This is a genomic window from Serratia sp. Ser99, from assembly GCF_024519545.1.
GTDB classification, from domain to species: Bacteria; Pseudomonadota; Gammaproteobacteria; order Enterobacterales; family Enterobacteriaceae; genus Serratia; species Serratia liquefaciens.
The window spans coordinates 326,853-351,923 of record NZ_JALJRT010000001.1 but is presented as its reverse complement, the minus strand read 5'-3'; the positions used below and the strand labels follow the sequence as shown (position 1 = coordinate 351,923).

The window sequence follows — 25,071 nt, the reverse complement described above, 5'->3', positions numbered from 1 at the left end:
CTAGACGTGACATTAATCGCAGCATAAAAAAACATGCGATCCATGTCATGGTAAGAAAAGTCCAAAAGACTGAACCTGTCAACGCTGCCGAGCACAATAATAAACAAAAAGATAAAAAAGAATAAAAATCTAAAAATAGTTACTTTGGCAAAATTTAAAACCAAGAAAGACAAGTGTAATATCGCCATTTGAAACAACAATAGTTGATTACACTAAAAATCAATATTTCCTTATAAAACATGATTTTATGCATTTTTTTAATGAGTAGTGGATGAAAAATACTAGTTACAATTGAAATAGTTTCATTAGTTATCATGCGGCATTGAAAATGCATGCTCACAGCGCCAATTGTGCACGCTATATCACTTGACTAAGATACTTGGATCGAGGAGGATTAGTATCTTAGAAATGATATATTAAAAAGATAATAGACAACAACATGATATACGTGAATGCCAGATTTTTAACGCAGGAGATAACTGGAGTACAAAGATTTGCAGAGATGATTTCTTTGGAACTAAGCAAGAAATATGATGATATTATCTTTGTTTGTCCTAAAGGAATATTAAGGGAAGCGATTGCAAAAAAACTAAAAGTTAAAACAATAGGTATATGTCAAGGGCATTTTTGGGAGCAAATTGAACTCCCCATTTTCTTAAAAAAGATCGGCTCCCCATTACTGATAAATCTAGGAAGCACCGGACCTATTTTTTATCAGAATAAAATAATCACGCACCATGATATAAATTATTTAAGATACCCTCAAAGTTATTCAAAATCGTTTATTTTGTTTTATAAATCATTCATACCTATGATGATTAAAACATCAAAACACCTATTGACTGTCAGTGAATTTTCAAAAAAAGAAATAACAGATACCTATCATTTTTCTACTGAGAAAACATCCGTCATATATAATGCAACCGGGAATCATTTTTCACCAAAAGAAAAAACCGATTCTGATATATATTTCCTAGCAGTTGCTTCGAAAAATTATCATAAAAATCATCATGGCATGATAGATGCTTTTTGTGATTTTAAAAGAAATAACACTATTAATAAGAAAGTGACATTAAAAATAATTGGTTATTCTTTAAATCCATTCTCAAATGAAGGAAGTGAAATGGGAAATAACATGGAAGGTATAGAATATTTGGGTCGAGTCAGTGATAAAGAGCTAATAAAACTGTATCAAAATGCTTATGCGTTTATTTTTCCTTCTTTTTATGAAGGTTTTGGAATCCCTCCTTTAGAAGCACAGGCATGTGGCTGTCCTGTTTTGGCATCAAACCAAGCGTCAATACCGGAGATATTGGGAAATAGCGCTCTATATTTTAACCCATTTGACAAATCAGAAATGACACAAGTAATGATAAATATAATAGAAAATGAGGAATTGAGGAACAGATTAATAAAGGAAGGAAGCGAAAATGTAAATCGCTTCTCATGGGAAGAGTCAGCAAAAAAACTGAACTTATTGGCAAGAACTCTAACTAAAAATTAGCTAAAAATATAATCTAATCACTACGAATATTTTTTGACAATGATACCTGCCCCATAACCATACCAATGAGCATCCAGTAATAGGGCCGCAAAAAGTTTGATTCTATGAATAATGCAAGCATTGCAACTATAAGTGAACATACTAAAATACGAGCATTACGTTCATCACTGCTTATTTTCTTCAACATATTAAAGTGAAAAAACAACCAAATAGCTAACGCAATCCAACCACAACTGGCCGCTATTTCAAAATATATATTAACCGCCTCATTAGCTAAAGGTGAGTAATATGCCGGAATTTCTACAAACTTTGGGAAATAATTATCAGAGGTAAACTCTTTGAAGGCGCCAATCCCAACTCCCCAGAACGTATGCATCGCAGTATCAAAAGTCAATTGTGCTCGGGGCCATCTATTTCCCGTTCTTTCTAGGATAGCATCAAAAAAACTATCCGCATTTGCAATTTTCTGGAAAGTAGTCGACAACAAATCATTATAATTATTCGAATACCATGATAAAAGAAGCCAGGACGCGATAAATACTAAAAACATTATAATTATTTTTTTTATTTTACCCTCTCCATATAATGAAACAATAATTGCAGTTAACATTCCTACCAATATCATATTTGCACTTTTTGTGGTATATAGAGCAACAAGTAACAATATTAAATCAATGTAAGATGTATTTTTAGTGGAACTTTCTTGTTTTATTCCATTTTTTAATAAATCACAAAATACCATAACGATAAATGGAATTAAGGCGATGGCAAAATACGATGGTTCATAATAAAGGACCTGAGCTCGGAATTGCATACCAGAAAAATATAAAACCCCTCCGATAACGATCTGAAACCGATATGAATCTCTTATTCCAAAAATAGCCTCACTTCTATTTGTTACGACAAGGTGTTTATAAACTACTGAGATTGAGAAATAATTAAAAAGTATCCAAAACAAATAACCTATCGATTTTCCTGGGTTATGAGAGAAAAAAACTGAAGGGATACAAGCCACAGAAAAAAAGAAAACGTATAGGAACCAAACATCAACAGATTTATTTTTGTAAACTATATAAACACCATAAAAAAACAATGGCACAAGTGATATTCTCACCCCAAAAATCTGTATAACATCTACGCCAATCAACAGTGTCGCAATGAAAGAAACTAACCAGCATCTATTTGTTTTCATTTAAATTTGGCCAGAGCACTTTACATTTTAGAGTAAATAATAAAGTATGTATTATTATTTATTATAAAGATAAACCATGAACCGTTATCTAGAGTATTTCATAGAGAAAATATCATAATTAATTTTGATTAATTTAAATACCATCCAGTCATTATTGAATGACAAGCGCAAAAGAGCGATGAAATGTAAAAACACCATCGCCGATAAGAGCATAAGCAGAAAATAAAAAATATAATTAATATATCAATCTCTTAGAATCAGAAAATTGTTCCCACTTCTCATTAATGTACATTTTCATTTGCGTCTGAAAACGTTCATTAGAAAAGCGAACAGCATTTTCACGGCAATGTAGAGGGGATATTTGTTCTGCTAAATTCTCGAAATCATTAATTGCTTTAATAATATCAACTACATTTTGATTCTCAAAAAATAACCCTGTCGGATTATCAACGCCAAAAGGCCTTACAGTTTCTAATGACCCACCTTTGCCAAAAGCAATAACTGGTGTACCGCATGCCTGTGCTTCAACAGGAGTTATACCAAAATCTTCTTCTGCCGCAAAAACGAATGCTTTAGCTTTTTGCATGTGCTCTTGCATGACATGATTTGGTTGATATCCAAGAATCTCGACATTTTTCGTTGCTTTGGACTTTATTTTGCTCATTTCTGAGCCATCACCAATGACTACAAGCTTTCTATCTGGCATTTGGCTAAAAGCCTCTACAATAAGATCTATTCGCTTATAAGGAACCATTCTTGATGCGGTGAAATAATAGTTATCTTTATTCTCATTAAGTGTGAATCTATCAACGTCTACTGGAGGATAAATAACATCTGCGGTCCGGCCGTATACTTTTTTAATACGTCTTGCAATAAACTGAGAATTAGCAACAAAATGATCGACTCCATTAGCAGTACGATAATCCCACATTCTAATTTTATGAAGTAACCAGCGAGCAGCCTGCGCTTTAAGGCCTTTGTTCAAGCCAGCTTCACGTAAGTATTGATGCTGTAAATCCCATGCATATCTAATTGGTGAATGAACGTAACTTATATGCAACTGATCTGGTCCGGTAAGAACACCTTTGGCAACTGCGTGGCTACTTGATAAAATAATATCATGCTTTGAAACATCTAATTGCTCAATCGCTAATGGCATTAAGGGTAAATAATTTTGATACTTGGATCTGGATTTTGGGAGTTTTTGGATAAAGGTAGTTTTTGCTTTTTTATTCCCAAAAAGCGCCCTATTTTCATCAGACAAAAAATCGACTACCGAATACAGATCAGATTCGGGAAAGATACTAATAAACTCAGCAATAACCTTTTCTGCCCCAGCGTATGTTACCAACCAATCAGCCACAAGCCCAACACTTAAATCGCGAGACATATCGATACCTTATATATAAATATAGCACTAATTATCGAATAAAAACAAATTCGATTACAATAAAAATAAATTTAAATACTACCTATTGGAATCAATCTTCTAGAGTATAGCCCCAATGAATATCTGTCACGGAATTATTAAATTCTCAACTTACTGCTACATCCTTAAATTATTAGGGAATTAAAAATAATTAACAGCTACTAAATGCACATATAAACTTAGCGTAATGATTTTGATATGAAATATCTGAGGCCAACAATACACATCTAAAAACAAGTAATTAAGACAACTCCCTGTAGTATTAATATTACAGGGAGGTAAGCCGTTAATGTAACATTCTTAATTATCACATGCCGTTTTCTACCCACGGCTTTAGGCAATCCAGTAGTAAAAAACTCATAAGCCTTTATTAAAACTTATATTCCAATGTGTTTAAACTAATTTAATGTTGGATTTAGATAAATGAACTACATTTTTCAATTAACTTTTTAGAGTACTCTAAATGCAACTGCTTATTAGTAATATCACTATTTAACCCTATTTTTTCGCCATTGATATCAAAATTAATGGTTGAGTTAGCATTTGCATCTACATCAATTCTGTTAAAGAAATCAAAAAGACCATCAAATCTACAATTATCTATTTTGTTTTTAAAACCGCCATTAACAAATATAACTGGAGTTCCCATAGCTAAACAAGGTAATGCAGTATGAATTCGCGATGTAACCACAAGCTTGGCATTGGCCAGACGTTTAAGAAAATCATCAGCCAACTTGAAGCCCTCATTAGCGGAAACGTAAGGTATTATCTGAGTTTCAAATTTAGCATTTTTAATTAACTCAGGAGCGAAGTATTTTTTTATTACTTTATTCCGATGAGAGAACTCAAATGCACGTCCATTAAGAATACGTTTTCCAAACCTTAATGGTTGCCGAATTAATTCAGATAAGGTCATTGAGTCATACATAACATCAATAAAATAAACGTCGTCAGTAATATTATCACGCTTATATGTTTGACCAAGAGTTAAAGTCATACAACCTGAATAGTATGCATCAATACCTTTTGAAATTAAAAGGTCTCTTGTATAGAAATCTCGACAACCAATTGGTTGGAATTTCTTAAAGTGAGCAATGGATTCGGGAGTAAATATTTTATCAACAATTGTCGAGTTAATATGTATGGATACATAGAGAGGTTCTATGTCATTAGAAGGAGGAAAATTCTCAGGGATATCCATATACCAGGCATTCATTATCATTTTCATAGGATCACCATGATATGTGTTCATATGATCCCGAGGAATAAAAGCATCTACTGATGGAATAAATTGTTTTGCCGCAGTACTTTGAACATAATCACCTAAGTTGATCCAGTTTCTTTTAACATAAATATCGCTTTCATATGTCAACACACTATATTTAAAACTCATTATTCCCACCTTTAAGGATATCAACTATAGATAATTTAAAATCGTTTTCTTAACAAATGAAAAATTTTTTTTCTTTCCGCAGCGCTTAAAACAACAAGAAAGAACATAACCATAACAAAAATTAAATTTAATGAAATTAGTGAAAGTAACCCTATAAATCCGTCATTAAAAAAGCATTTTATATAACGGCTGAATAATATTGAAAGAAATGCTACCGAGGCCAATTTTGGAAAATCTATAAATATAAACTTTTTTGCACTTATATTAATAGCTTTGCTGACATATAGCACCCTGAAAATTAACAAGAAAAATGCACAAAAAACCCTTGCGGAAACTGCCGTATATATCGAAAACCCCATGTAATATAATATAAATGTCAATAGCAAAGAAGACATCATAATTATCGAAACAAAAAACTGATAATTCCTTAATTTCCCAACAGCATATATTGCCGTGACATATGGTCCAGATAATGAATCGACCAATATATAAATAATAACTATTTTTACCAAATCCACTAAATAAGGTGGCACCTGATTTAACCACAATCCAATAATAAAAGAAGCATCTACAAAAGCCGGCACTGCTGATATCATAATAACAAACGCAGTCAATTTATAAGAGAGTGATAGTAATTGTTCAACTTCGCCACTATTTCCGACAGAATATTGTTTTATTATTTGTGGATTTATTGCCGTCTGTAAGGTGCCAATAACCCTGTTAAATGCGATTAAAACTTGTTCAGACAACCAAATTGAACCGTTCGCGACTACACCGACAAAATAGTAAGTTAGTAAAGCAGTTCCTTGAGATACACCAACCACACTCAAAGAACCTATCATTGACCAACTTGAGAAAGAAAATATCTCTTTGAGTAACAATCCATTTTCTTTTAACCTTATATTGATTTTACAAATAGATATTTTCGAGATGCAAATTACAGCATAAACTAAAAAAACAAAAATATAGCCTATTAACAAGAACAAAGCATAGCTCACTATCTTGTTATTAAAACCAATAAAGGTGAAGAGAAAGACCATTAACCATCGTTGAAATGCATCAAAAATGCCTATTTTTGCAAACAAGTCCATTTTTTCACAGGCAATGAGTGATGCCATAAATGGAGTTTGCATTATCTGGAATAATAATGAAACAACAGATATCTGATATACCCAAAAAACATCATCTAGTCTTTCTGTCGGCACTTTTAGTTTGTGCAGTAGGAACCACAGCCCCACTGTTTCAGCTAAAATAAGTATTAAAAAACATATAATCAGATGAACAACGATACTGGCATTAAATACATCATTTGTCCATTTATCATCCTTCCTTCCAATCCCTACAGATAAGAAACGTTGTGTAGCGAGAGCGGAAACGTTTTGTATGAAGGAAAATAGGACAATTATACTGCCTACAACACTGTATAAACCAAAATCGTATACCCCCAAAGCCTCTAACACCATTCTTGATGTATAAAATGTCACAAACATTATTAATAACATTCGGCCAAACAACATAAAAGTGTTTTTTGCCATTAGCTTTTTATCGACCACTTGAATATCTCACGGTAATAATAAGTCTATTAATTGTTATACTTAAAAAACACTGAATTTAGCATCTAATTAGTAACCCAATACTTTCTTAGCTTGTCGCAATTTAACGATAAACTGTTTATCCGAGTCCGGTTTTGAGTTATCCCACTCAATATCGATAGAATCATCTCCGCGAGAAATATTTACCTTCACAAGACCATCAACTGACTCGTTAATTACTTTTACTGTTGCATATTTTATTAAATTGCCAAACTCTTTCAAATACAATGCTGATGGTTTAGGTTTTTCATCAATACCTAATAGACCAAAGTGATGTTCCCTATTGAAATAACTTTTCCCATCATCTATGAAGTCGTACCACCACACTCCTTTAATATAACTTCTAGATTTTGAAAGTAATGAGTATTTTAGCGTGTCAACCCCAGCCTTTTCTGGATCAAACCCGCCACCGGCATAAGTAGTCGGATATCCTACCTCTGTTATATATAATGGAACATCCTTCCCTGCAATCTTTTTTAGTTCTTCTTCAAACTTATCTATTTCAATTAAATTTCCTTCAGGCTTCTGTAATGGACTCCCCTGAAATTGAAACGAATAAGGATGAATAGATATAGCATCTACATATTTCAATAAACCAGCGTTAATCAAATTATATATCCATTGCCTTTCTCGAGATTTTAGTGGGTTAATAGAACCGGTCATAACCACCGCATTCTTATCAAGATTTTTTACTGCAGAAGAAGTTGACTTTACTAAAGAGATAAAAACATCATCTCCAGGCCTTCCTATTTTTTTATTACCTACCCCTGTTCCAGCTAACCATTCATTCCATATTTCATAATATTTTACTCGACCGTTGTAGCGTTTAACTACCCAGGATGCATAATTAGCAAAACCCTGAATCTCCTTGTCATTTGATGGATATCCGTTCTTAGTATATAAACCATTACCATAGCTAAGGATGAGAATCATTGATAACTCACTGGTGGTACTAGCACTGGTAAAAGCACTATCAGTCTTTGTTATTATTTTGGGTATCGCATAAACTTTGGGCATTTTCTCTATTTGCTGCCAAGAAACCTCATCGCGTAAAGATGAAAACCCATAGCTTTTCGCTAGTTTAATGTAATAATCATAACTATTAGGATAGAAAGCTAAGTGGGTACCAACACCAAGCTCAAATGAATAACTTTTGAATGTAAAGCATCCAAATAAAAGTATCACATAGAAAACATTAATCGCTATTCTCATAACCTCTCCGATATACTATTTACGATCATTAAATAATTTACAGAGGCATGCTATTAATTATAGAAGTGGCTCAATTGCATTCTCAACTTTCTCAATCGTTTTTTTCCATGTATATATACTTGATCTTTGTAACCCTGCGTTAATCAACTGCTGCTTATATGCGACATCATTTATAACCATTTCAATTGCTGATGTAATTTCCCCAATATCTTCAGGATTAACTAAGCATGCGGCATCTCCAGATATTTCTTTTAAAGATGTTGAGTTAGATGTAATAACTGGGGTACCACAAGCCATAGCTTCTATAACAGGAAGCCCAAACCCCTCATAAAGAGAAGGGAATAAAAGTAACTCAGCTCCTTTATAAACACTAGCTAGATCGGTACTACTTAAATGCCCCATAAATAATACTCTTTCGTTGGCACCTTGATGTTCGATAATATCCTTTAAGCTTGATGATACGCTACCATTAAAAACAATTTTAATGCCTCTTGATATATTGGCATTTAAGAAAGCTTGCAGTGCTCGCTCTTCATTTTTATGTGGTTTCCGATTTCCCACAATAAATACATAAGGATAGCCAGGGCAAAATGGTTCAATGTCAATATTGAATTCTTCTGAGACACCATTCCCTACAACATTTATTTTTTCAGCAGGGATTTTGGCCCATTCGATTATTCTTTGTTTTGAAAAATCAGATACAGTTAATATTTTAGCACAACGCTTGCACGCACGTTTCAAAACAAAGTTATAATAGTATCTTTTCAAGAATGAACTATTGTAGGTTAAGTCAATATGATTTAAGTCATGTACTGTTATAACAGTTCTTTTTAAATAGAAAAGTGGTGCGTTATATCCAGGAGAAAAATATAACCCTCTTATTTTTGATAGTGCCGCGGTCAATTTAAATACGTCATACTTATCAGCGGGATTACCATGAAGCGGAATATCTATTAAATTTAATTTTGATTTCTTTATCTCCATGGCAAAACGTCCTATACCATGGCTACCACACCAACGCCAGTCGTAATAAATATCCTTCATGCTAATTCCTTTATATCATTTTCATGAGTTACTTCAGATGTACTATAAACAGATATCAGATATGCTAATACAAAAATCATTGGGAACAAATAGAAGCCAATAAGACCAGCGCAAGAAATTAAGAATACAACCATAATAATTAAGCAATGGCAATAAAATGAGGAGTCCCTAAATGAACGAGGGAACTTGAATAGAAGAAATATAAATAACGAAGCAAAAATTGCCACACCTGCTGCACCAACAAATCCATATAGCGCATAATACGTGCTCTCGACTAAATAGGCTTCTTCCCCACCCTTACCAAATATAGAATATAAAGTATATGAGTTCATATCATTCATAAGGTAACTAATCTGTTGCTGTCTTAGCTCGATAGAACTTGTGTCTGAACCCAATAAAAAACCATTTACCTTATCAACAAAGAGGAAGCCAAAGGCTCCCATATCCATATACCAATAGTTATATACATAAAAACCAAGAACACAGAAAACACCAGTAAATAAAACGGGGAGTACTTTATAAATTCCTTTAAGAAAAACAGTGCTACATAAGAAAAGAACAAACAACATAACGTATCCTGAAGCTGTATTCTGCATCAATAGAACAATTAGAAAGATCGATACACACAGAGATTTTATTATTTTTGATTTTATAAAATAGATTGAAAAAACAATTGCCACAATAAGAATAAGGCTATCCATAGTCGGGTATCCTATTGATAGTCGCCCCCCCCAATTTCGCTGAGTCAATTGAGAACTTAACCCTGAAAAAATGAAGAAAAAAGTTAGACCACAATAAAACAGTGCAAATTTTATATATGTTTTAGGTATTTTGTAGAAAATTGATGGGTAGTTGCATCTGAGTAGATAAAGTGCATTCATCAAGCAATAGAAAGATAGAAGCTTTATCCATACACTCCAACCGCCAAAAGAGAGAGTCCCACGTGTTGCTCCCGAAATGGCATACTTTGTTGTGACAAAACTCACTAACACTAAAAAAAGCACAAAGAAATTACATACAAGAATAAATCGACTATTTATGTTTATTTTTCTTTTATATGAAATTATAAATAATAAAAAGAACAATAAGACAGCTCCAATCTCTTTGACATAAGATATCGGATTATCCGGTAAAAAAGTATCTCTTAATCCATCTAAAGTAGCAAATGCGAGCAAAACGGTAACCAGTATTTTGATTATTTTTTTCATCTGATGACCACCCATACTCTTAGTTTTTTATTATTCATTAACTTATCCTACACAATAATTTTTCATTCTAGCACAGCAAAAGCTGTAGCTTAGTTGTTGCAATACTCCTCAATTTTTTTACGTAGATTGACTACCTTGCCTTCATGGCTAACACCTATAACTTCATATAGAGATTTTTTTTCCAAATAATCTGCCATGCCATCCCTCGCAGGGGCGATTACCGGAACATTCCTTTTTAAAGCCTCTAACATAATTAGAGGTACTCCCTCAAAATTTGAAGGTATCAATATCAAATCTATATCGTTCGAATAATCCCATACGTTGTTTTTCCATCCCAGAAATCTAACGGTAATGTTATCAGGTAATGTTTGTGTGATATTTTTTAACTTTTCTAAATCAGGACCATCACCTATAATAACGAGTTCGATTTTTTGCTTCATATTTTTCAATGCTTCAACTAGCAAATCTTGTCCTTTTTGTCTAAAATAGACACGGCCAGCCATTAATAATTTAACTCCATCGACATTCCTTTCGAAGAAATACCCCTTACCTCGTACTTGTTTAACTGGCGGCTCTGGTACAAAATTCCTGATGACTTTTACAACAGCGTTTTTATTTTTATAAATAATTTCCTTTTTAAAACAATGAGAAATTGTTATGTAGCGCTGACAATTCCTATACAAGATAGCTGAAAGTAAATTTTTCACTTTTGAAAACTTGCTACCCATAACATCAAAATCATGCGCATAAGGGATGTAACTGACTATAGGAAACCTAATCAACCTTGCTGCATTGATAAATCCAGAACCCAATTCAATGTCGCCCTGAACAATCACTATTTCATCTGATGTTTTTTTTAATTCCATTAATAGCCTTAGAGAATCAAAAATAAATTTAGGATTAACAAAGCTCTGAATTGACTCCATTCTTCTATGATTTACTTCATGCAAAGAGAACTCTATATTATTTTTTGTAAATATATCTCTAAGCTTATCATTGTTTCTTGGTATATAACATGAGATAAGGAATCCCTTTTTAATGAATTTCCTTATATGCTCTATCGCCATTAACTCATGGCCACCAACAATAGAAGCAGAGAAAACAACAGCTATTTTTTTACGTTTCAATATAATACCTCAAGAATGCAAGATAAGTCCCTTCATCTTTGCTAATATGCGTATTTGATAAAATCAATATGCTCCATCACGTTTCAAGACGACATTAATTGTCTTAAATAAAATTGCGATATCATTCCATAAAGACCAATTTTTCACATACCACGCATCAAAATAAACCCGAGTATCATAGTCAACATCATTTCTCCCACTAACCTGCCACAACCCCGTCATTCCCGGCTTTGCCATGAGGTAATAATCAACGTCCCCCGCATACCTCTCCAATTCTTTTTCAATTATTGGACGTGGCCCAACCAAACTCATTTCCCCCCTCAACACATTGAATAACTGAGGGAGTTCATCCAAACTAGTTTTACGAATAAACTTTCCAATTTTTGTTATTCGTGGGTCATTCTTTAATTTAAAATCTTTATTCCATTCTGCTTGAGCATCATTGTCACTTTCTAGTAGCGTCTTGAGCACTTCTTGAGAGTTAACAACCATCGATCTGAATTTTAGACATTTAAATTTTTTACCATCGCGACCAATACGTTCATGACCATAAATAGCATTTCCTCCATCCTTCGAGACTAAATAAACCAATATAATTAATACAGGGGACAACATAACGATGATAGCTGACGCACCAATAATATCAAAACAGCGCTTAACAAAACGTGAAGTTCTTTTTGCTAAATTATTACTTACACGTAGTATCATCACTTCATGGCTAAAGATGAACGACATGTCTGTACCATACAGAGGAACCCCTCTCAATGTAGGTATAACTGATATTGAACGACAGTGGTGCTTTGCAAGCTTTTTCAACCATTGGTCACGTAGAGCATGCTGTTCAAATTCAAGAGCAACTATAAATTGAGTTGTTTCAGGATCACATTGTGCCCAAAGTTCTTTCTCATCACTAATGATTGGTTTCCCTAGTAACTCTTTTTCACTCGTTTTACTACTTGAGAAGAAAGCGCAGATTGCAAATCCTAAAACCTCTTCACTCTGCAATGCTGCATAGGCATCACAAGCATTCTTTCCTGTTCCAATAATTATCGTATGCTTTTGCCATAAACCAAATTTGTTCAACAAACGCTTGGTTATAGCTCGTGCAAGTGGGACTAATAGTAAAGTTAGCATCCACGTAAGAACCCATACATATCGTGAAAACTGCCACTTAGAGAATGCTACAATGGCCAGGTCACACACGGCAAATATTAAGATAGTACGAAATATTTCTTTTAATTCAAACCAAAAAGGTTTCCTATATGTATAGTGTCGGAGTCTGATCCAAAACCAACCAACACATACTATTGCTAATGTAATATGAGTTATTATACGAGCTGATACCTCAGAACTGGGAATAAACTCATTGACATCGCCGCCAAATAGACCAACTAAATACATTGCAAAAAACAAAGATACCGTAAAGAAAACAAAATCCGAGAGAGCCAAAGTAAGCTTTATAAAGTTAGTTCTTTTTGAGTAAGCTAGAGCACTCATATAATTACCTTTGATTTGAATTACTGTTAATCCGGTCTAATAAGCCCAACGAAAAGAAAATGCTTTTAACATAATAATAAATTCGGAAATGGCACAACCTAAACTTTAATAAAATTAGATATGCTAATTTTAATTTTATTTTAAAATTTATTGAAGTAGAATTATTTCTCACATAAAGCATTGAGAGTTCCAACATATGATGTAATGGCTACAGAGCGTTCCTTAGCTCCGTAGCCTTCACTAATCATAATCTAGTCTTTAGATTTATAACTGTAATCATAGTAATCATAGCCATAGCTATAATAGTTAGAGGCCTTTTTCATCACAGCATTTAGTATCACACCTTTAATATCAATGCCATTTTGCTCAAAGCGTCTTATACTGACTTCAACTTCTTTTGGGCTATTCAGTTCAAAACGAGCAACCATTAATGCTGTGCCCGCATGCTTTCCAATTATCGCCGCATCTGTTACTGCTAATATTGGAGGAGTATCAACTAAGACAAAATCATAGTTTTCTGACGCCCACTTTATAACCTCAGAAAAACGGCTATGCATCAGTAACTCAGATGGATTCGGCGGTATCTGACCTCGAGGCATAAAATCAAAATTCTCAAACGCAGTTTTTTTGATTGTTGCTGCTACATTTATTTTTCCTGATAATACATCAGATAGACCATTTTTGCCATCCAGACCAATTAGCTCGTGTGCATACCCTTTTCGCATGTCGCTATCAATAAACAGTACTTTTTTCCCCGTTTGAGAAATGACAGCAGCTAAGTTGGCTGAAATAAATGTTTTACCGATCCCTGGGCTAGCTCCCGAAATCATTAAAACATTATTTTTAGCTTCCATCATTGCAAAGTGTAAACTAGTTCTTAGGCTACGTATTGCTTCTATTGCAAGGTCAGCAGGATTACCAAAGGCAAGAAGCAAATTTGAATCTGCATTTTTCTTTTTGTTTTTTGAGCGGAATTCAAAGTCTTTCTTCTGCTGCCATTCCGAAAGTGGCACACTAGAATAAACATTTATTCCCAATTCTTCTAATTGTTCAGGACTTTCTATTCCCCTGTGTAGGAATGCCCGCAATAACACATATCCTATAGATGCAGCTGCGCCTAGAATAATGCTAAGTAAAAGCGCTATTGCTTTACGTGGTTTTACTGGTTTTACTTGTGTTATTGCCTGATCAATTATACGAACATTACCTACGGTACTAGCCTTCGATATATTCAATTCCTGCTCTTTGTTCAGTAATTGCATATATACTTCTTGGCCAGACTGTACATCACGACTTAAGCGTAATATTTCTTGCTGTGTATTCGGCATTGCGCTTACACGTTTATTCAACTTGTCTCGTTCATCTTCTAAAGTCTTACGTTTCTCAAGTAATGCTCTATATGAAGGATGCACTTTTGTATAAAGCTTAGAAATCTCAGCTTCTTTAAATGTCAACTCATTGAGCTGTGTATCTACTGAAACAATCGAATCCAATACAGATTTGGCTTCTAGCGATAAGTCTACAGAATCATTTTTTTGCCTAAATTTATTAAGCTTTTCCTCAGCAACATCAAGAGATTCTCTTATCTTAGGAAGCTGATCATTTAAAAATCCTAAACTCTTCGCATCTTCTTCTGATTTTCTCTCAACATTTTGCTCTAGATAATTTTTCGCGATTGAGTTTAATATTTCTTTGATAAGTACAGGGTTCTCACCAGTCATACTCAGGCCTAAAACCCCAGTATTCTTGCCTTTATCTCCAACATCAAATTTATCGAGGAGATCATTTATTGCTGCTAACTCACTTATTTTTGAAACTTTAAAGCTTGTTCCCTTTTTAGCTTGAATTTCGTTTACTAAAATTACAAGCTGGCCTTTTTTAATTAGTTCCCCACTTTTTCCTGATGCTATTTCAGCACCATCTTTTTTTATGCTAAAAGTACCATCCCCATTCGACGTTACAACAATTGAGGGGTCATCAATCCAATCATTTGGGATTTCTAATTTCGTAATCGAAATTTCCCCTGGTTTATCTTTTACAAGCCGAGAATAACCCTTTCCAAATACTGGAAAGTATTCTTGCGCGATAACTATACGTAAGTTTAAGTCTTCGACTGTTTTACTCAAGATCATTCTTGATCTTAATAATTCAATCTCAGGGGCCGACTCCGGTTGGTTATTAGGCAAAATTTGACTAATATTATTTAGCAAAGAATTACCCGCATTTTGCTCAACCTGCACCATAGCATCCGCTCGATAAATCGGAGTGGCAAATAGGCAGTATAGTATACCTAAAGTTAAGAATAATGCTGTAACACCAATGATCAACCAGCGGTTATCAACCAATTCACCGAGCAGACGTCCTAAGTCGACGTCATCTGATTTATCATTTCCCGAATTAATTACTTTATTTTTCTCTGACATTGGTAGTCCTGACTGATTATCGGCTTAAGGCTTTCACCCATTGCAAGGATGATTCTTCAAGGAGGCGATATACAAACTCAAAGGCTTCACGACTTTGACGAAAAGGATCGGCAATTTCTCGCTTGTTCTGCCAATGCCCAAAAAGCATTGTTTTTCCTCTGACTTCAGGAGCTAGCCGGCAGACCGCATCTATATGCTCCTTTTCCATAACCAAAATTAAGTCATATTCACGGCACATTGAAGCTGTAAGTTGCTTACCTTGATGGCCTTCAAGCGAAAGGCCATGTTCATTTGCAACTTCTGTTGCCCTAGTATCTGCAGGTTTGCCAACCAAAGCTCCCAGCCCCGCTGAACTGATCTTTCTATCAGGTAAGCCTTTTCTCAATAAACGTTCCCCAGTAGGGGAACGGCATATATTGCCGACACATACTACTAAAATAGAATCAAACATGCTGCATACCATCCTACGGCCAATTACGGACACGTAATGAACCTTCGGTTAAGTTATTAAACCCTGTGATTGTAGGCACAAGCTGACTTATAACCCGGTTCCAACGCACAACTGGTGCTGTCGTTACATAAACAATATCGTATGGCTGGAGGTGGAATTCAGTCCCCATAACCATAGCAGCGGCATCAGATGCATTTAACTGGTAAATATTAGCCAGTTTTTTATCTTCTGTACCATGTAGCGGACGAATGACAAATACACCTGTTGCATCCGAGAAACTTTGATCCATTCCTTCAGCATTGCCTAAAGCTTCTGTCAAAGTCATACCACTACGATCCATCTTCAACGTGGTCTGCTTCTTAACTTCACCCATCACGAAAACTTTCAAATCATCATTACGTGGAACATATAGAATATCTCCTGGATAGAGCAGATGATTTTGCATCAGATCACCACGTTGCATCAAAGCCTGTAAAGAGATACGTTGCTCTCTGCCGTTATGAGTCAATACTACATTGCGCCAGTCAGCATTCTCTGCAAGCCCGCCCGCAGCATTGATGGCATCCATGACAGTTAAAGGTACGTTTGTGATTGCTTGTTTACCCGAAGTTGTAACTTCACCTGTCACATAAACCTTCTGAGAACGAAACGCTGCAATGCTAACATCGACCTGTGGACTTTCTATATATTGCGCTAAGCGGCTGGATATTTCATTTCGAACCTGTGCCATTGTTTTACCCGCAACCTTCACTTTACCAATGTACGGGTAGAAAATTGTGCCATCTGAGTTAACCCAGTTACCGGTATCACTGGCACTGCGGTACTGACCAGCTGGTGTAGTTAACTCCGGATGATCCCACACTGTCACCATCAGCACATCACCTACACCAATGCGATATTCATAATTCTGCAATTCACGCTCAAGCGAGGAATTCGGTTGGGCAACCACGGGTTTAGGGCGCATTTTTTCAACAAGGCTTGGTGTCATTGGATAAATATTCACCAACTTATCAATGTCAAAATCGCTATCCTGTTGTTTGACAACATCTTTGCCACTGGTTGAAAGGTGAGATCCCGGCACCATCGTACAACCGCTAATCACACTAATTGATACCAAAAGAGGTATCAGTTTCCATTGTTTTTTTGCCATCGAGTTATCATCACTATCAAAGTAAGAATGTTTGCGGTGCTAAGTCCCGTGTCACCACGCTAAATGCGGCACTCAGCAAAATGATTTGTCAACTACTCAAGCGGGTATAGAAAATTCGCACTCATTGTGCAAGCATTGAATTCATACCTGCTACTATAAAAGTTACGTCAAGGGTATTATTGCATAATAATTAAAAAAAAGAGTATGGCTATCTAAACTCATTTCAGCCAAACAAAGCAAAAGGCCACGTCAGAATTGCTCTGAGGTAGCCATAGAATTTTCGTGATTAGCGTTACAATGAGAGTTGGTCAGCCCACTCTCGAAACGCCTTACCCTGTGTAGGGTGACGTAAGCCATAGGTGACAAATGCCCGCAGATAACCCATCTTCTCGCCACAGTTGAAAGACTCACCTACCAGCTCCATCGCCTCGACTGGTTGGTGTTTCAACAGTTCAGCAATGGCATCTGTAAGCTGAATTCTTCCCCAAGCGCCTGGCTCTGTTTTCTCCAACAGTGGCCAAATATCCGCGGACAAAACATAGCGCCCTACTGCGGAATAATTGGACTTCAGTTGCAGCTCGCGACCTGGCTTCTCGATAATAGAAGTCATCCGCGAGCTCTCACCTGGCTGTAAGCTGTTAGTCTCACATTCAACAACGGAGTAATCATGCAGCACATGCTCATCGGCTGCTTGAACCAGCACCTGACTCAGGCCTGTCTGTTCAAAGCGGGCAATCATATGCGGAAGGTTGTCTTTTTTCAGATCGGCTTTTGCGTCATCAAGTAAGACATCGGGAAGTAAAACGACAAAAGGCGAATCACCTACCAAGGGTTTAGCACAAAGTACCGCATGCCCTAACCCTTTTGGTTGACCTTGACGAATATGCATCAGTGTTACGCCTTTTGGTGTAATCGACTGAACCTCGTCCAGCAACTGACGTTTTACACGCGCTTCAAGCATGGCTTCCAGTTCGAATGAGGTATCGAAATGGTTTTCAATCGCATTTTTAGAAGAGTGCGTCACCAAAATAATTTCTTTGATTCCTGCCGCAACACACTCATTGACAATATATTGAATCAATGGCTTATCGACGATCGGCAACATTTCCTTTGGAATAGCCTTGGTTGCAGGCAGCATGCGCATACCCAACCCTGCAACAGGAATGACAGCTTTCAACTTGGTCATGGTAATCCTCTTTCAATATTATGATCGTCTTTTCAGCCGCAACTCTTACTTGCTGTTCAACGTCTGCTTTAACCACTGGGTAAAGCCTTCGCCTTCCGAGGTGTGACGCAGACCATACTGCACGAATGCCTTCATATAACCCAACTTATCACCACAGTCATGTGATTTGCCGCTCATGTGGAAAGCCTCTACGGTTTCCTGCTCCATCAATGCCGCAATGGCATCGGTCAGCTGAATTTCATCACCGGCGCCCGGTAAGGTTTTTTCCAGTAGCGGCCAGATATCGGCCGACAGAACATAACGCCCCACAACCGCCAAGTTAGAAGGCGCATCTTCAAGCGCTGGCTTTTCAACGACCGCCGTCATCGGGGTACTCTCACCTGCAGATAACATTGCACCACCGCAATCGACAACCCCGTATTTCGAGACGTCTTGCTCCGGTACCGGTTCCACCATGATCTGGCTAAAACCAGTCTCCGTAAAACGTTCGATCATCTTGGCCAGGTTTTCTTTACGCAGGTCTGCGGTGGAATCATCCAACAATACGTCAGGCAGCAAAACGACAAATGGCTCATCACCCACCATAGGTTTGGCACATAACACCGCGTGACCTAAACCTTTTGCCTGACCCTGGCGCACTTGCATAACCGTCACGTCGGCTGGGCAGATGGTCTGCACTTCTTCCAGTAACTGACGCTTTACGCGGGATTCCAAAACGGCCTCGAGCTCAAAAGAGGTATCGAAGTGGTTTTCAATCGCATTTTTTGAGGAGTGGGTGACCAGCACAATGTCTTTGATCCCGGCAGCCACACACTCGTTAACAATGTACTGAATCAGTGGTTTATCGACCACCGGCAGCATTTCTTTAGGAATAGCTTTTGTCGCCGGCAACATACGGGTTCCCAGGCCAGCTACGGGGATCACAGCCTTCAGTCTCTTTTGCATGTTTTTTTATCCACAATCAAATAACTATAACGCAGCTGAACTCAGCCTATCCCGAGACGCTTATGAAATCTGGCTCAACGTGGTTTAGCCACGCTACCGCCCCTGGCTTTCAGCTACCAATGCACTGTCATCGTTCTCTTATGTCGGCGTTGTATGGGCGTCCGGCGACTAATCGCATTTTAATGTAAGTTAAGGATCCTGCTCTTTTGTTAAGCGATAGACAGATCACAGAAAAGACAAAATAAATACACCCTTATAACCAAACGATGATACTTGTAAATGTTTATATGGCTAAGATTCTTATACTATTGCCTTATCGATACAAGCCTAAGATACCCGTTAAGTACCCTTTTCAGAATAAGACTACCAAGACGGAAAGATTGTACAAAGTCTAATAGTCCATAATGTCCCTAACGATATGTTTTTAAAACCTTATATTTCCGTTGATTTTATCTACAACTTCCCATACTTCTGCTCCGGCAGCAGATTCTTCACTCCAAAATCCTCGTATTTCCACATCGTATTGTGTTGTTCTCCACTTAAGGGGGTGATTTTTTATGCACTATTTTGGCCATTTCCTTCATTTTGCTTGCTTGTCATGCCAGACAGCGGTTTTAAAGTTGAATTTTCCCCGCCCAGCACCCATCATTCACAGGCGGCATAAGCCGTCGAACTTACAGGTGAAATTGGGCGTATGGAATGGATCGCAGATCCAACAATTTGGGCCGGCCTGGCCACTCTGGTCGTGCTGGAAATCGTTCTGGGTATAGACAACCTTATCTTTATCGCCATTCTGGCGGAAAAATTACCTAAACATCAAAGAGATAAAGCCCGCGTCGTTGGTTTGTTACTGGCACTGCTGATGCGCTTGGCCCTGCTGGCTTCCATCTCGTGGTTGGCCACGCTCACCCAACCGCTGTTTTTTGCCGCCGGTCATCCGTTTAGCGGACGCGACCTTATTATGCTGGTCGGGGGTATCTTCCTGTTGTTCAAAGCTACCATGGAGCTTAACGAGCGGCTGGAGGGTAAAGATGAAGAGCAACATGGTTCGCGCAAAGGCGCCCGCTTCTGGCCTGTGGTGGCGCAAATTGTGGTGTTGGATGCCGTCTTCTCGCTCGACTCGGTGATAACTGCCGTCGGCATGGTCGACCATCTCGCCGTCATGATGATTGCGGTTTGTATCGCTATCGGCTTGATGCTGTTGGCCAGCAAGCCATTAACACGCTTCGTCAATGCCCATCCGACAATCGTCATCCTGTGCCTGAGCTTCCTGCTGATGATCGGCTTTAGCCTGGTCGCCGAAGGTTTTGGCTACCACATTCCTAAAGGCTATTTGTACGCTGCAATAGGCTTCTCCGTAATGATTGAAGCATTAAACCAGCTGTCACAGTTTAATCGCCGCCGTTTTCTTTCCAAGGTGCGGCCCCTGCGGGAACGAACGGCTGAAGCCGTGCTGCGTATGCTGAGCGGCAAACATGAGGAAGCGGAAGTGGACAGCCACTCCGCCAATCTTCTGGCCGACAGCGACAGTGAAAACGGCGAGATTTTCAATCAGCAGGAACGTCACATGATAGAACGCGTGCTGGGCATGGCACAGCGTACGGTTAGCAGCATCATGACCTCCCGCCATGATGTGGAATACCTTGAGTTGAACGATCCACAAGAAAAACTGACCCAGTTGCTGGAAAAAAACCAGCATACGCGCATCGTGGTGGTGGAAAACAGCGCCAGTGATGAGCCGCTCGGCGTCATCCATACTATTGACGTGTTGAAACAGCAGTTGAATCAAGCCCCACTTGATTTACGCTCTCTGGTGCTGCAACCGCTGATCTTCCCCGAACAGTTAACCCTGCTGAGTGCGCTGGAGCAATTCCGCCAGGCACAGACGCATTTTGCCTTTGTGGTTGATGAGTTCGGCTCGGTCGAAGGGATTGTCACGCTGACCGACGTGATGGAAACCATCGCCGGTAACCTGCCGGAAGCAGGTGAAGAAGTCGATGCCCGGCATGACATCCAGCAAAATGAGGATGGCAGTTGGACTGCCAATGGCTATATGCCACTGGAGGATTTGGTACTTTATCTGCCATTACCACTGGAGGATAAGCGTGAGTACCACACGCTGGCTGGCTTGTTGATGGAGCACAGCCAACGTATCCCTCAGGAAGGTGAGCAATTGCGGATCGGTGACTACCTGTTTGAACCGCTGGAAGTCAGCAGCCACCGTATTTTGAAAGTGAAAATCACGCCGTTGTCAGTACCAGAACCGGACTACGAAGTTTAAACTCAGGCCGGGCCTAGCCCGGCTTCTTTTATAAATGCTGGGGAACCAGCAACTCCGTCGCCACTATAACCACGATTAACCCGACGATCACCGGCACCGAAGTGCGTTTTACCACCTCGAAAGGCGAGATCTTAGCCATGCCGGCCACCGCAACCACCACGCCGGAAACCGGTGACAGGGTGCGTCCCAGATTTGACGCCTGTAGCATCGGGATCACCAGATACGCCGGATTAACCCCCATCTGTGCCGCCAATTTAGGGATAAGTTCAACGAAAGCATAAAATGGCGCATTACCCGAACCGGTCGTCATGGCTGCCAGCATGGTAATCACCACCAACACCAACATCATGATAATGCCACCGGTACCGAACGACTGCGCCAGGCTAATCAGCCCACTGATAAACCCGACGGTACTCAACCCTTGAGCGAAAACGCCGGCTGCCACCAACAGCATAACGACGCTGGCGAACGCATCCGCCATACCGCGATAGGCCACTTCCAACCCGGTGAATACCTGTTTGGCGCTAAAACTGCGCAGAAATTCGATTACCGCCGCCAGCAACATGCACCCGACCAACACGGTGATGATATGCAGTTCCGGCCCCCATTTGCCGTCAAATACCAATACACCGAGTATCGGTGTGAAAGGCAGTACGGCGTAGAAACCCGGTGCGTGGGTGGTGATTTCACTCACATCCATAATGTGATGCTGTTCGTTGTTCTTTTTGTCCAGATAGCGTTGCCAGAAGAAATGCGCGATGGCCATGCAGACAATGGCCGCAATGGAAATCGGTAAAGTGGTTTTAAATGCAAAATCGACCAGCGGCATTTCCGCCGCCTTGGCTGCCAACACAACGTCACCCGAGGTTGGCGCCAGGATAATCGCCGCAGGCGAAGCACAGATAGCTGCCGCCGCCCCTCGGCTGATGCCGACGTTTACCATCAACGGGAATAACGTGGCCATCAGCAACACGCCCAGGCCCGTAGCTGAAGAGACCGCCAGTGACATCAGACAAGCGACAAAATAAGCCGCGACCATCAAAAGATAGGGAGAGTTGATCATCTGCAGCGGACGAGAAGCCAGCTTCACCACCACATCATTCGCGCCAATGTGCGTCATATAAGCGGCAAAGCCACACAGCATCATAATCATCATGCCAAGATCGCCACCGCGACTCATCAGCAAGATTTTGACGTATTCGATGATGTCAGTCGCACGCCACCCGGTAGTGGCAGCACTGGCAGGCAACAGGCTTTTGCCCATCAGGGCGCTGATTGCCAACAGCAATAAGCCCCCCACCATCAACACCCCGGTAGCGGAGTAGCCCTTGATGATGTAGCGGCCAACGCCCGCCGCGACGACCGCCCCAATCAGAAGCTCTATCATATTCCCTCAACTTATCTTTATCGTTATTGACCATGCCAAAGCGTATAAATCGCTTAACTGCGCACACTCTGCACAAACTCAGCCAAATGCATCATGATGTTCGTCAATGTTACGGGAGGAAATTATTGGGGGGAGAAACACTTTACGGGGTTTATCAAAAATGCGGGCCGAGAACCGACCCGCATCGTTAAGATTAGAGTTTATCGAGCAGCTTTTTCAGATCCTGCCCTTCGCGTGAATCCTGGTTCTTTTCAGCCCATTTGTTCAGCGCGTCCTTCGCCCGGTTCTGCAGCGTTTTACGCAGTACCTGATCGACCTGCAATTGGTAGTTGAGCTGATTCCACGGGCCATAAACCCGCAACGGAATCGGCGTTTTCTGCAGTTGTTCGATCAGATCGCTGCGCCCTTGCCAACCACCGGTTACCCGCACATTAAGCGCCATATCGCACTGTTTACCCGGCATATTTACGCTGCCGCCACCACTGAGGTTCAACAACGGTGAGTCTGCGCCCAGCTCGGTGATTTTTATCATGCCGTGATTTAGGCTGGCTTTCGCCGACAATTGCTTCACTTCGGTGTAACGCTGGTAATCGTCTTGCCCGCGCACGCTGTTGTCGTTACGCGCCACCGCTTGCTGAATCAGTTGCTGAATATTCAGGCCATGCAACTGCGCATCCTGCATCGTCATCTGAGCCGTGCCCTGCCAGCGTCGTTCAAATGACTGTGAGGTAAAGCGATCGCCGGTTAAATCCCCCTGCATGCTGAATTTGCCGGTCAACACCTGTGGCATCTCGAACGCTTTCAAAACGGTGCCAAGTTCAACCTGTTTCACAACCGGCTGCACAGTGATTACCGGGTGGCTGCCCCGGGCGTCGAGCGTCCCCGGCAACGCGAAATCACCACCGGCCAATTGCCCGGAGAGCGAATGCGATGTTAACAAGCCCTGGCGGTTTTCCGCCTCTAGCACCAAATGGGCAATGCTCATACCGCGATAGGTCAGTTGATCCACGTTCAGTTTGAGTTGCGCGTTAAAGTCTCGCAACACCTCTAGATTTTGTTGCGGATCGTCAATTTGGCTGGCAATGACCGGCGCCGAAGTCACGCCCTGCGCTTGCTGGACTTGCGAATCGGTGGATTGCCAACCGGTAAACGCATCCATATTCACCGCAGTGGATGCCAGGTTCAGCACATAAGTCGGGATTTCACCGAGTTTAATATCGGCTGCACCGGTAAACCGGCTGTCATTAGCGCTAACATTCAGTTGGCTCAGCGCGACTTGCTGTGGTGTTTGTTGATATACCACCTGAGTGGTGCCATCACCCTTAATGCCACCGGCCAGAATGTCTGCACCTTCCAGTTGGTAACTGAACTGGCTCACATTGGCCGCAATACGCCGAGGGTATTGCTGTAAATCGATATCCGCTGCGATGCTGAAACTCAGATCGCGTTGATTGCGGTTCACCCGGCTGGACAGTTCCATTTGCGCCTGGCGTTTGGCATTTTGCTGCAGGCTGAGGTTGATATCGCGAACGTTAATCTGTTCGTTATTGGGGCGCTGCCAAATCAGCAGGCTGTCCACCACGCGAAGGTTATCGATATCAAATTTCCACGGCGCCTCTGCCGACTCTTCGGAATGGCCCGCGGGGGCGATCGGTGCGTCAGGTTGAGTCTGCTCTTCACTGTCTGGCGTAAGGCGGATGACGGCATTTTTCAGCATCACCTGTTTTACAAACAGTTGATGCGACAGCAACGGCAGCAGTTTGACATCAAGACGCATATTTTCTGCGCTGACCACTGGGGCTGTGGCCCCCGGCGCGGTCAGCGTCATACGCCCTGCAAGAATGCTGAGCTGTGGCCAGATATGCCAACGCAGATCGCCATCCAACGTCAGATGATAACCGCTCTTTTGTTCAACCTTCGTGACCATGTAGGCACGAAAATCATTCGGATTAACCAACAGCACCAGCGCAGACATCCCCGCCACCAGCACCACCAGCAAAATCACCAAAGTCGTCAGTAATCTTCTCATGCCATCCTCTTGTCAACGCCA

At 39.8% G+C, this 25,071-nt stretch carries 18 protein-coding genes; 2 read left to right on the top strand and 16 right to left on the bottom strand.

The features are described 5' to 3' along the window. The first annotated feature begins 439 nt into the window (after positions 1-439). On the top strand, positions 440-1,504 hold the full coding sequence (locus NR114_RS01700) for a glycosyltransferase family 1 protein (protein WP_256813923.1): 1,065 nt from the start codon (positions 440-442) through the stop codon (positions 1,502-1,504). A 13-nt stretch (positions 1,505-1,517) separates the two neighbouring features. Here the strand turns inward: NR114_RS01700 and NR114_RS01695 are convergent, their stop codons facing one another. The 14 genes from NR114_RS01695 to galU form a co-directional block, all read right to left on the bottom strand. Then, positions 1,518-2,696, bottom strand: a complete 1,179-nt coding sequence (locus NR114_RS01695) for an O-antigen ligase family protein (RefSeq protein WP_256813921.1) — start codon at positions 2,694-2,696, stop codon at positions 1,518-1,520. A gap of 235 nt (positions 2,697-2,931) precedes the next feature. Next, on the bottom strand, positions 2,932-4,086 hold the full coding sequence (locus tag NR114_RS01690) for a glycosyltransferase family 4 protein (protein ID WP_256813920.1): 1,155 nt from the start codon (positions 4,084-4,086) through the stop codon (positions 2,932-2,934). Between the two features lie 454 nt (positions 4,087-4,540). Continuing rightward, positions 4,541-5,518, bottom strand: a complete 978-nt coding sequence (locus tag NR114_RS01685) for a polysaccharide pyruvyl transferase family protein (protein WP_197820420.1) — start codon at positions 5,516-5,518, stop codon at positions 4,541-4,543. Positions 5,519-5,553: 35 nt separating this feature from the next. Next, positions 5,554-7,071: a hypothetical protein gene (locus NR114_RS01680; RefSeq protein ID WP_197820418.1), complete on the bottom strand. Its 1,518-nt coding sequence runs from the start codon at positions 7,069-7,071 to the stop codon at positions 5,554-5,556. Between the two features lie 69 nt (positions 7,072-7,140). Continuing rightward, entirely contained in the window at positions 7,141-8,322 is a 1,182-nt protein-coding gene (locus tag NR114_RS01675) for a cellulase family glycosylhydrolase (RefSeq protein ID WP_197820417.1), read from the bottom strand. 57 nt (positions 8,323-8,379) lie between these two features. Continuing rightward, positions 8,380-9,366: a glycosyltransferase family 1 protein gene (locus NR114_RS01670; protein WP_197820415.1), complete on the bottom strand. Its 987-nt coding sequence runs from the start codon at positions 9,364-9,366 to the stop codon at positions 8,380-8,382. After that, a complete protein-coding gene (locus NR114_RS01665) occupies positions 9,363-10,574 on the bottom strand; it encodes a hypothetical protein (protein ID WP_256813919.1) in 1,212 nt (403 codons plus the stop codon). The genes NR114_RS01670 and NR114_RS01665 overlap by 4 nt, the downstream gene beginning before the upstream one ends. Before the next feature lie 89 nt (positions 10,575-10,663). Further along, entirely contained in the window at positions 10,664-11,701 is a 1,038-nt protein-coding gene (locus NR114_RS01660) for a glycosyltransferase family 4 protein (protein ID WP_256813918.1), read from the bottom strand. A 63-nt stretch (positions 11,702-11,764) separates the two neighbouring features. Continuing rightward, positions 11,765-13,198, bottom strand: a complete 1,434-nt coding sequence (gene wbaP, locus NR114_RS01655; protein WP_256813917.1) for an undecaprenyl-phosphate galactose phosphotransferase WbaP — start codon at positions 13,196-13,198, stop codon at positions 11,765-11,767. A 251-nt stretch (positions 13,199-13,449) separates the two neighbouring features. Further along, positions 13,450-15,621 carry a tyrosine-protein kinase Wzc gene (gene wzc / locus NR114_RS01650; RefSeq protein ID WP_197820407.1) on the bottom strand — a complete coding sequence of 724 codons (2,172 nt, stop codon included), beginning with the start codon at positions 15,619-15,621 and terminating at the stop codon, positions 13,450-13,452. A 16-nt stretch (positions 15,622-15,637) separates the two neighbouring features. After that, on the bottom strand, positions 15,638-16,072 hold the full coding sequence (locus NR114_RS01645; RefSeq protein ID WP_197820405.1) for a protein tyrosine phosphatase: 435 nt from the start codon (positions 16,070-16,072) through the stop codon (positions 15,638-15,640). 13 nt (positions 16,073-16,085) lie between these two features. Beyond that, positions 16,086-17,222: a polysaccharide export protein gene (locus tag NR114_RS01640; RefSeq protein WP_256813916.1), complete on the bottom strand. Its 1,137-nt coding sequence runs from the start codon at positions 17,220-17,222 to the stop codon at positions 16,086-16,088. Between the two features lie 292 nt (positions 17,223-17,514). Further along, positions 17,515-18,408 (bottom strand): UTP--glucose-1-phosphate uridylyltransferase, encoded by an 894-nt coding sequence (locus NR114_RS01635; protein ID WP_256813915.1) that lies wholly within the window; start codon positions 18,406-18,408, stop codon positions 17,515-17,517. A 45-nt stretch (positions 18,409-18,453) separates the two neighbouring features. Beyond that, positions 18,454-19,353, bottom strand: coding sequence for a UTP--glucose-1-phosphate uridylyltransferase GalU (gene galU, locus NR114_RS01630; protein WP_149573379.1), 900 nt, complete (start codon positions 19,351-19,353; stop codon positions 18,454-18,456). Positions 19,354-20,047: 694 nt separating this feature from the next. On the opposite strand from galU, the gene NR114_RS01625 reads away from it, so the two are divergent. Continuing rightward, complete coding sequence (locus NR114_RS01625; protein WP_129983570.1) at positions 20,048-21,634, top strand: TerC family protein; 1,587 nt, start codon at positions 20,048-20,050, stop codon at positions 21,632-21,634. 28 nt (positions 21,635-21,662) lie between these two features. Here the strand turns inward: NR114_RS01625 and dcuC are convergent, their stop codons facing one another. After that, positions 21,663-23,021, bottom strand: a complete 1,359-nt coding sequence (dcuC, locus tag NR114_RS01620; RefSeq protein ID WP_020826005.1) for an anaerobic C4-dicarboxylate transporter DcuC — start codon at positions 23,019-23,021, stop codon at positions 21,663-21,665. Positions 23,022-23,214: 193 nt separating this feature from the next. After that, the gene (gene asmA / locus NR114_RS01615; protein WP_256813914.1) at positions 23,215-25,050 is read right to left on the bottom strand and encodes an outer membrane assembly protein AsmA; all 1,836 of its coding nucleotides are present in this window, start codon (positions 25,048-25,050) and stop codon (positions 23,215-23,217) included. Positions 25,051-25,071 lie beyond the last annotated feature (21 nt).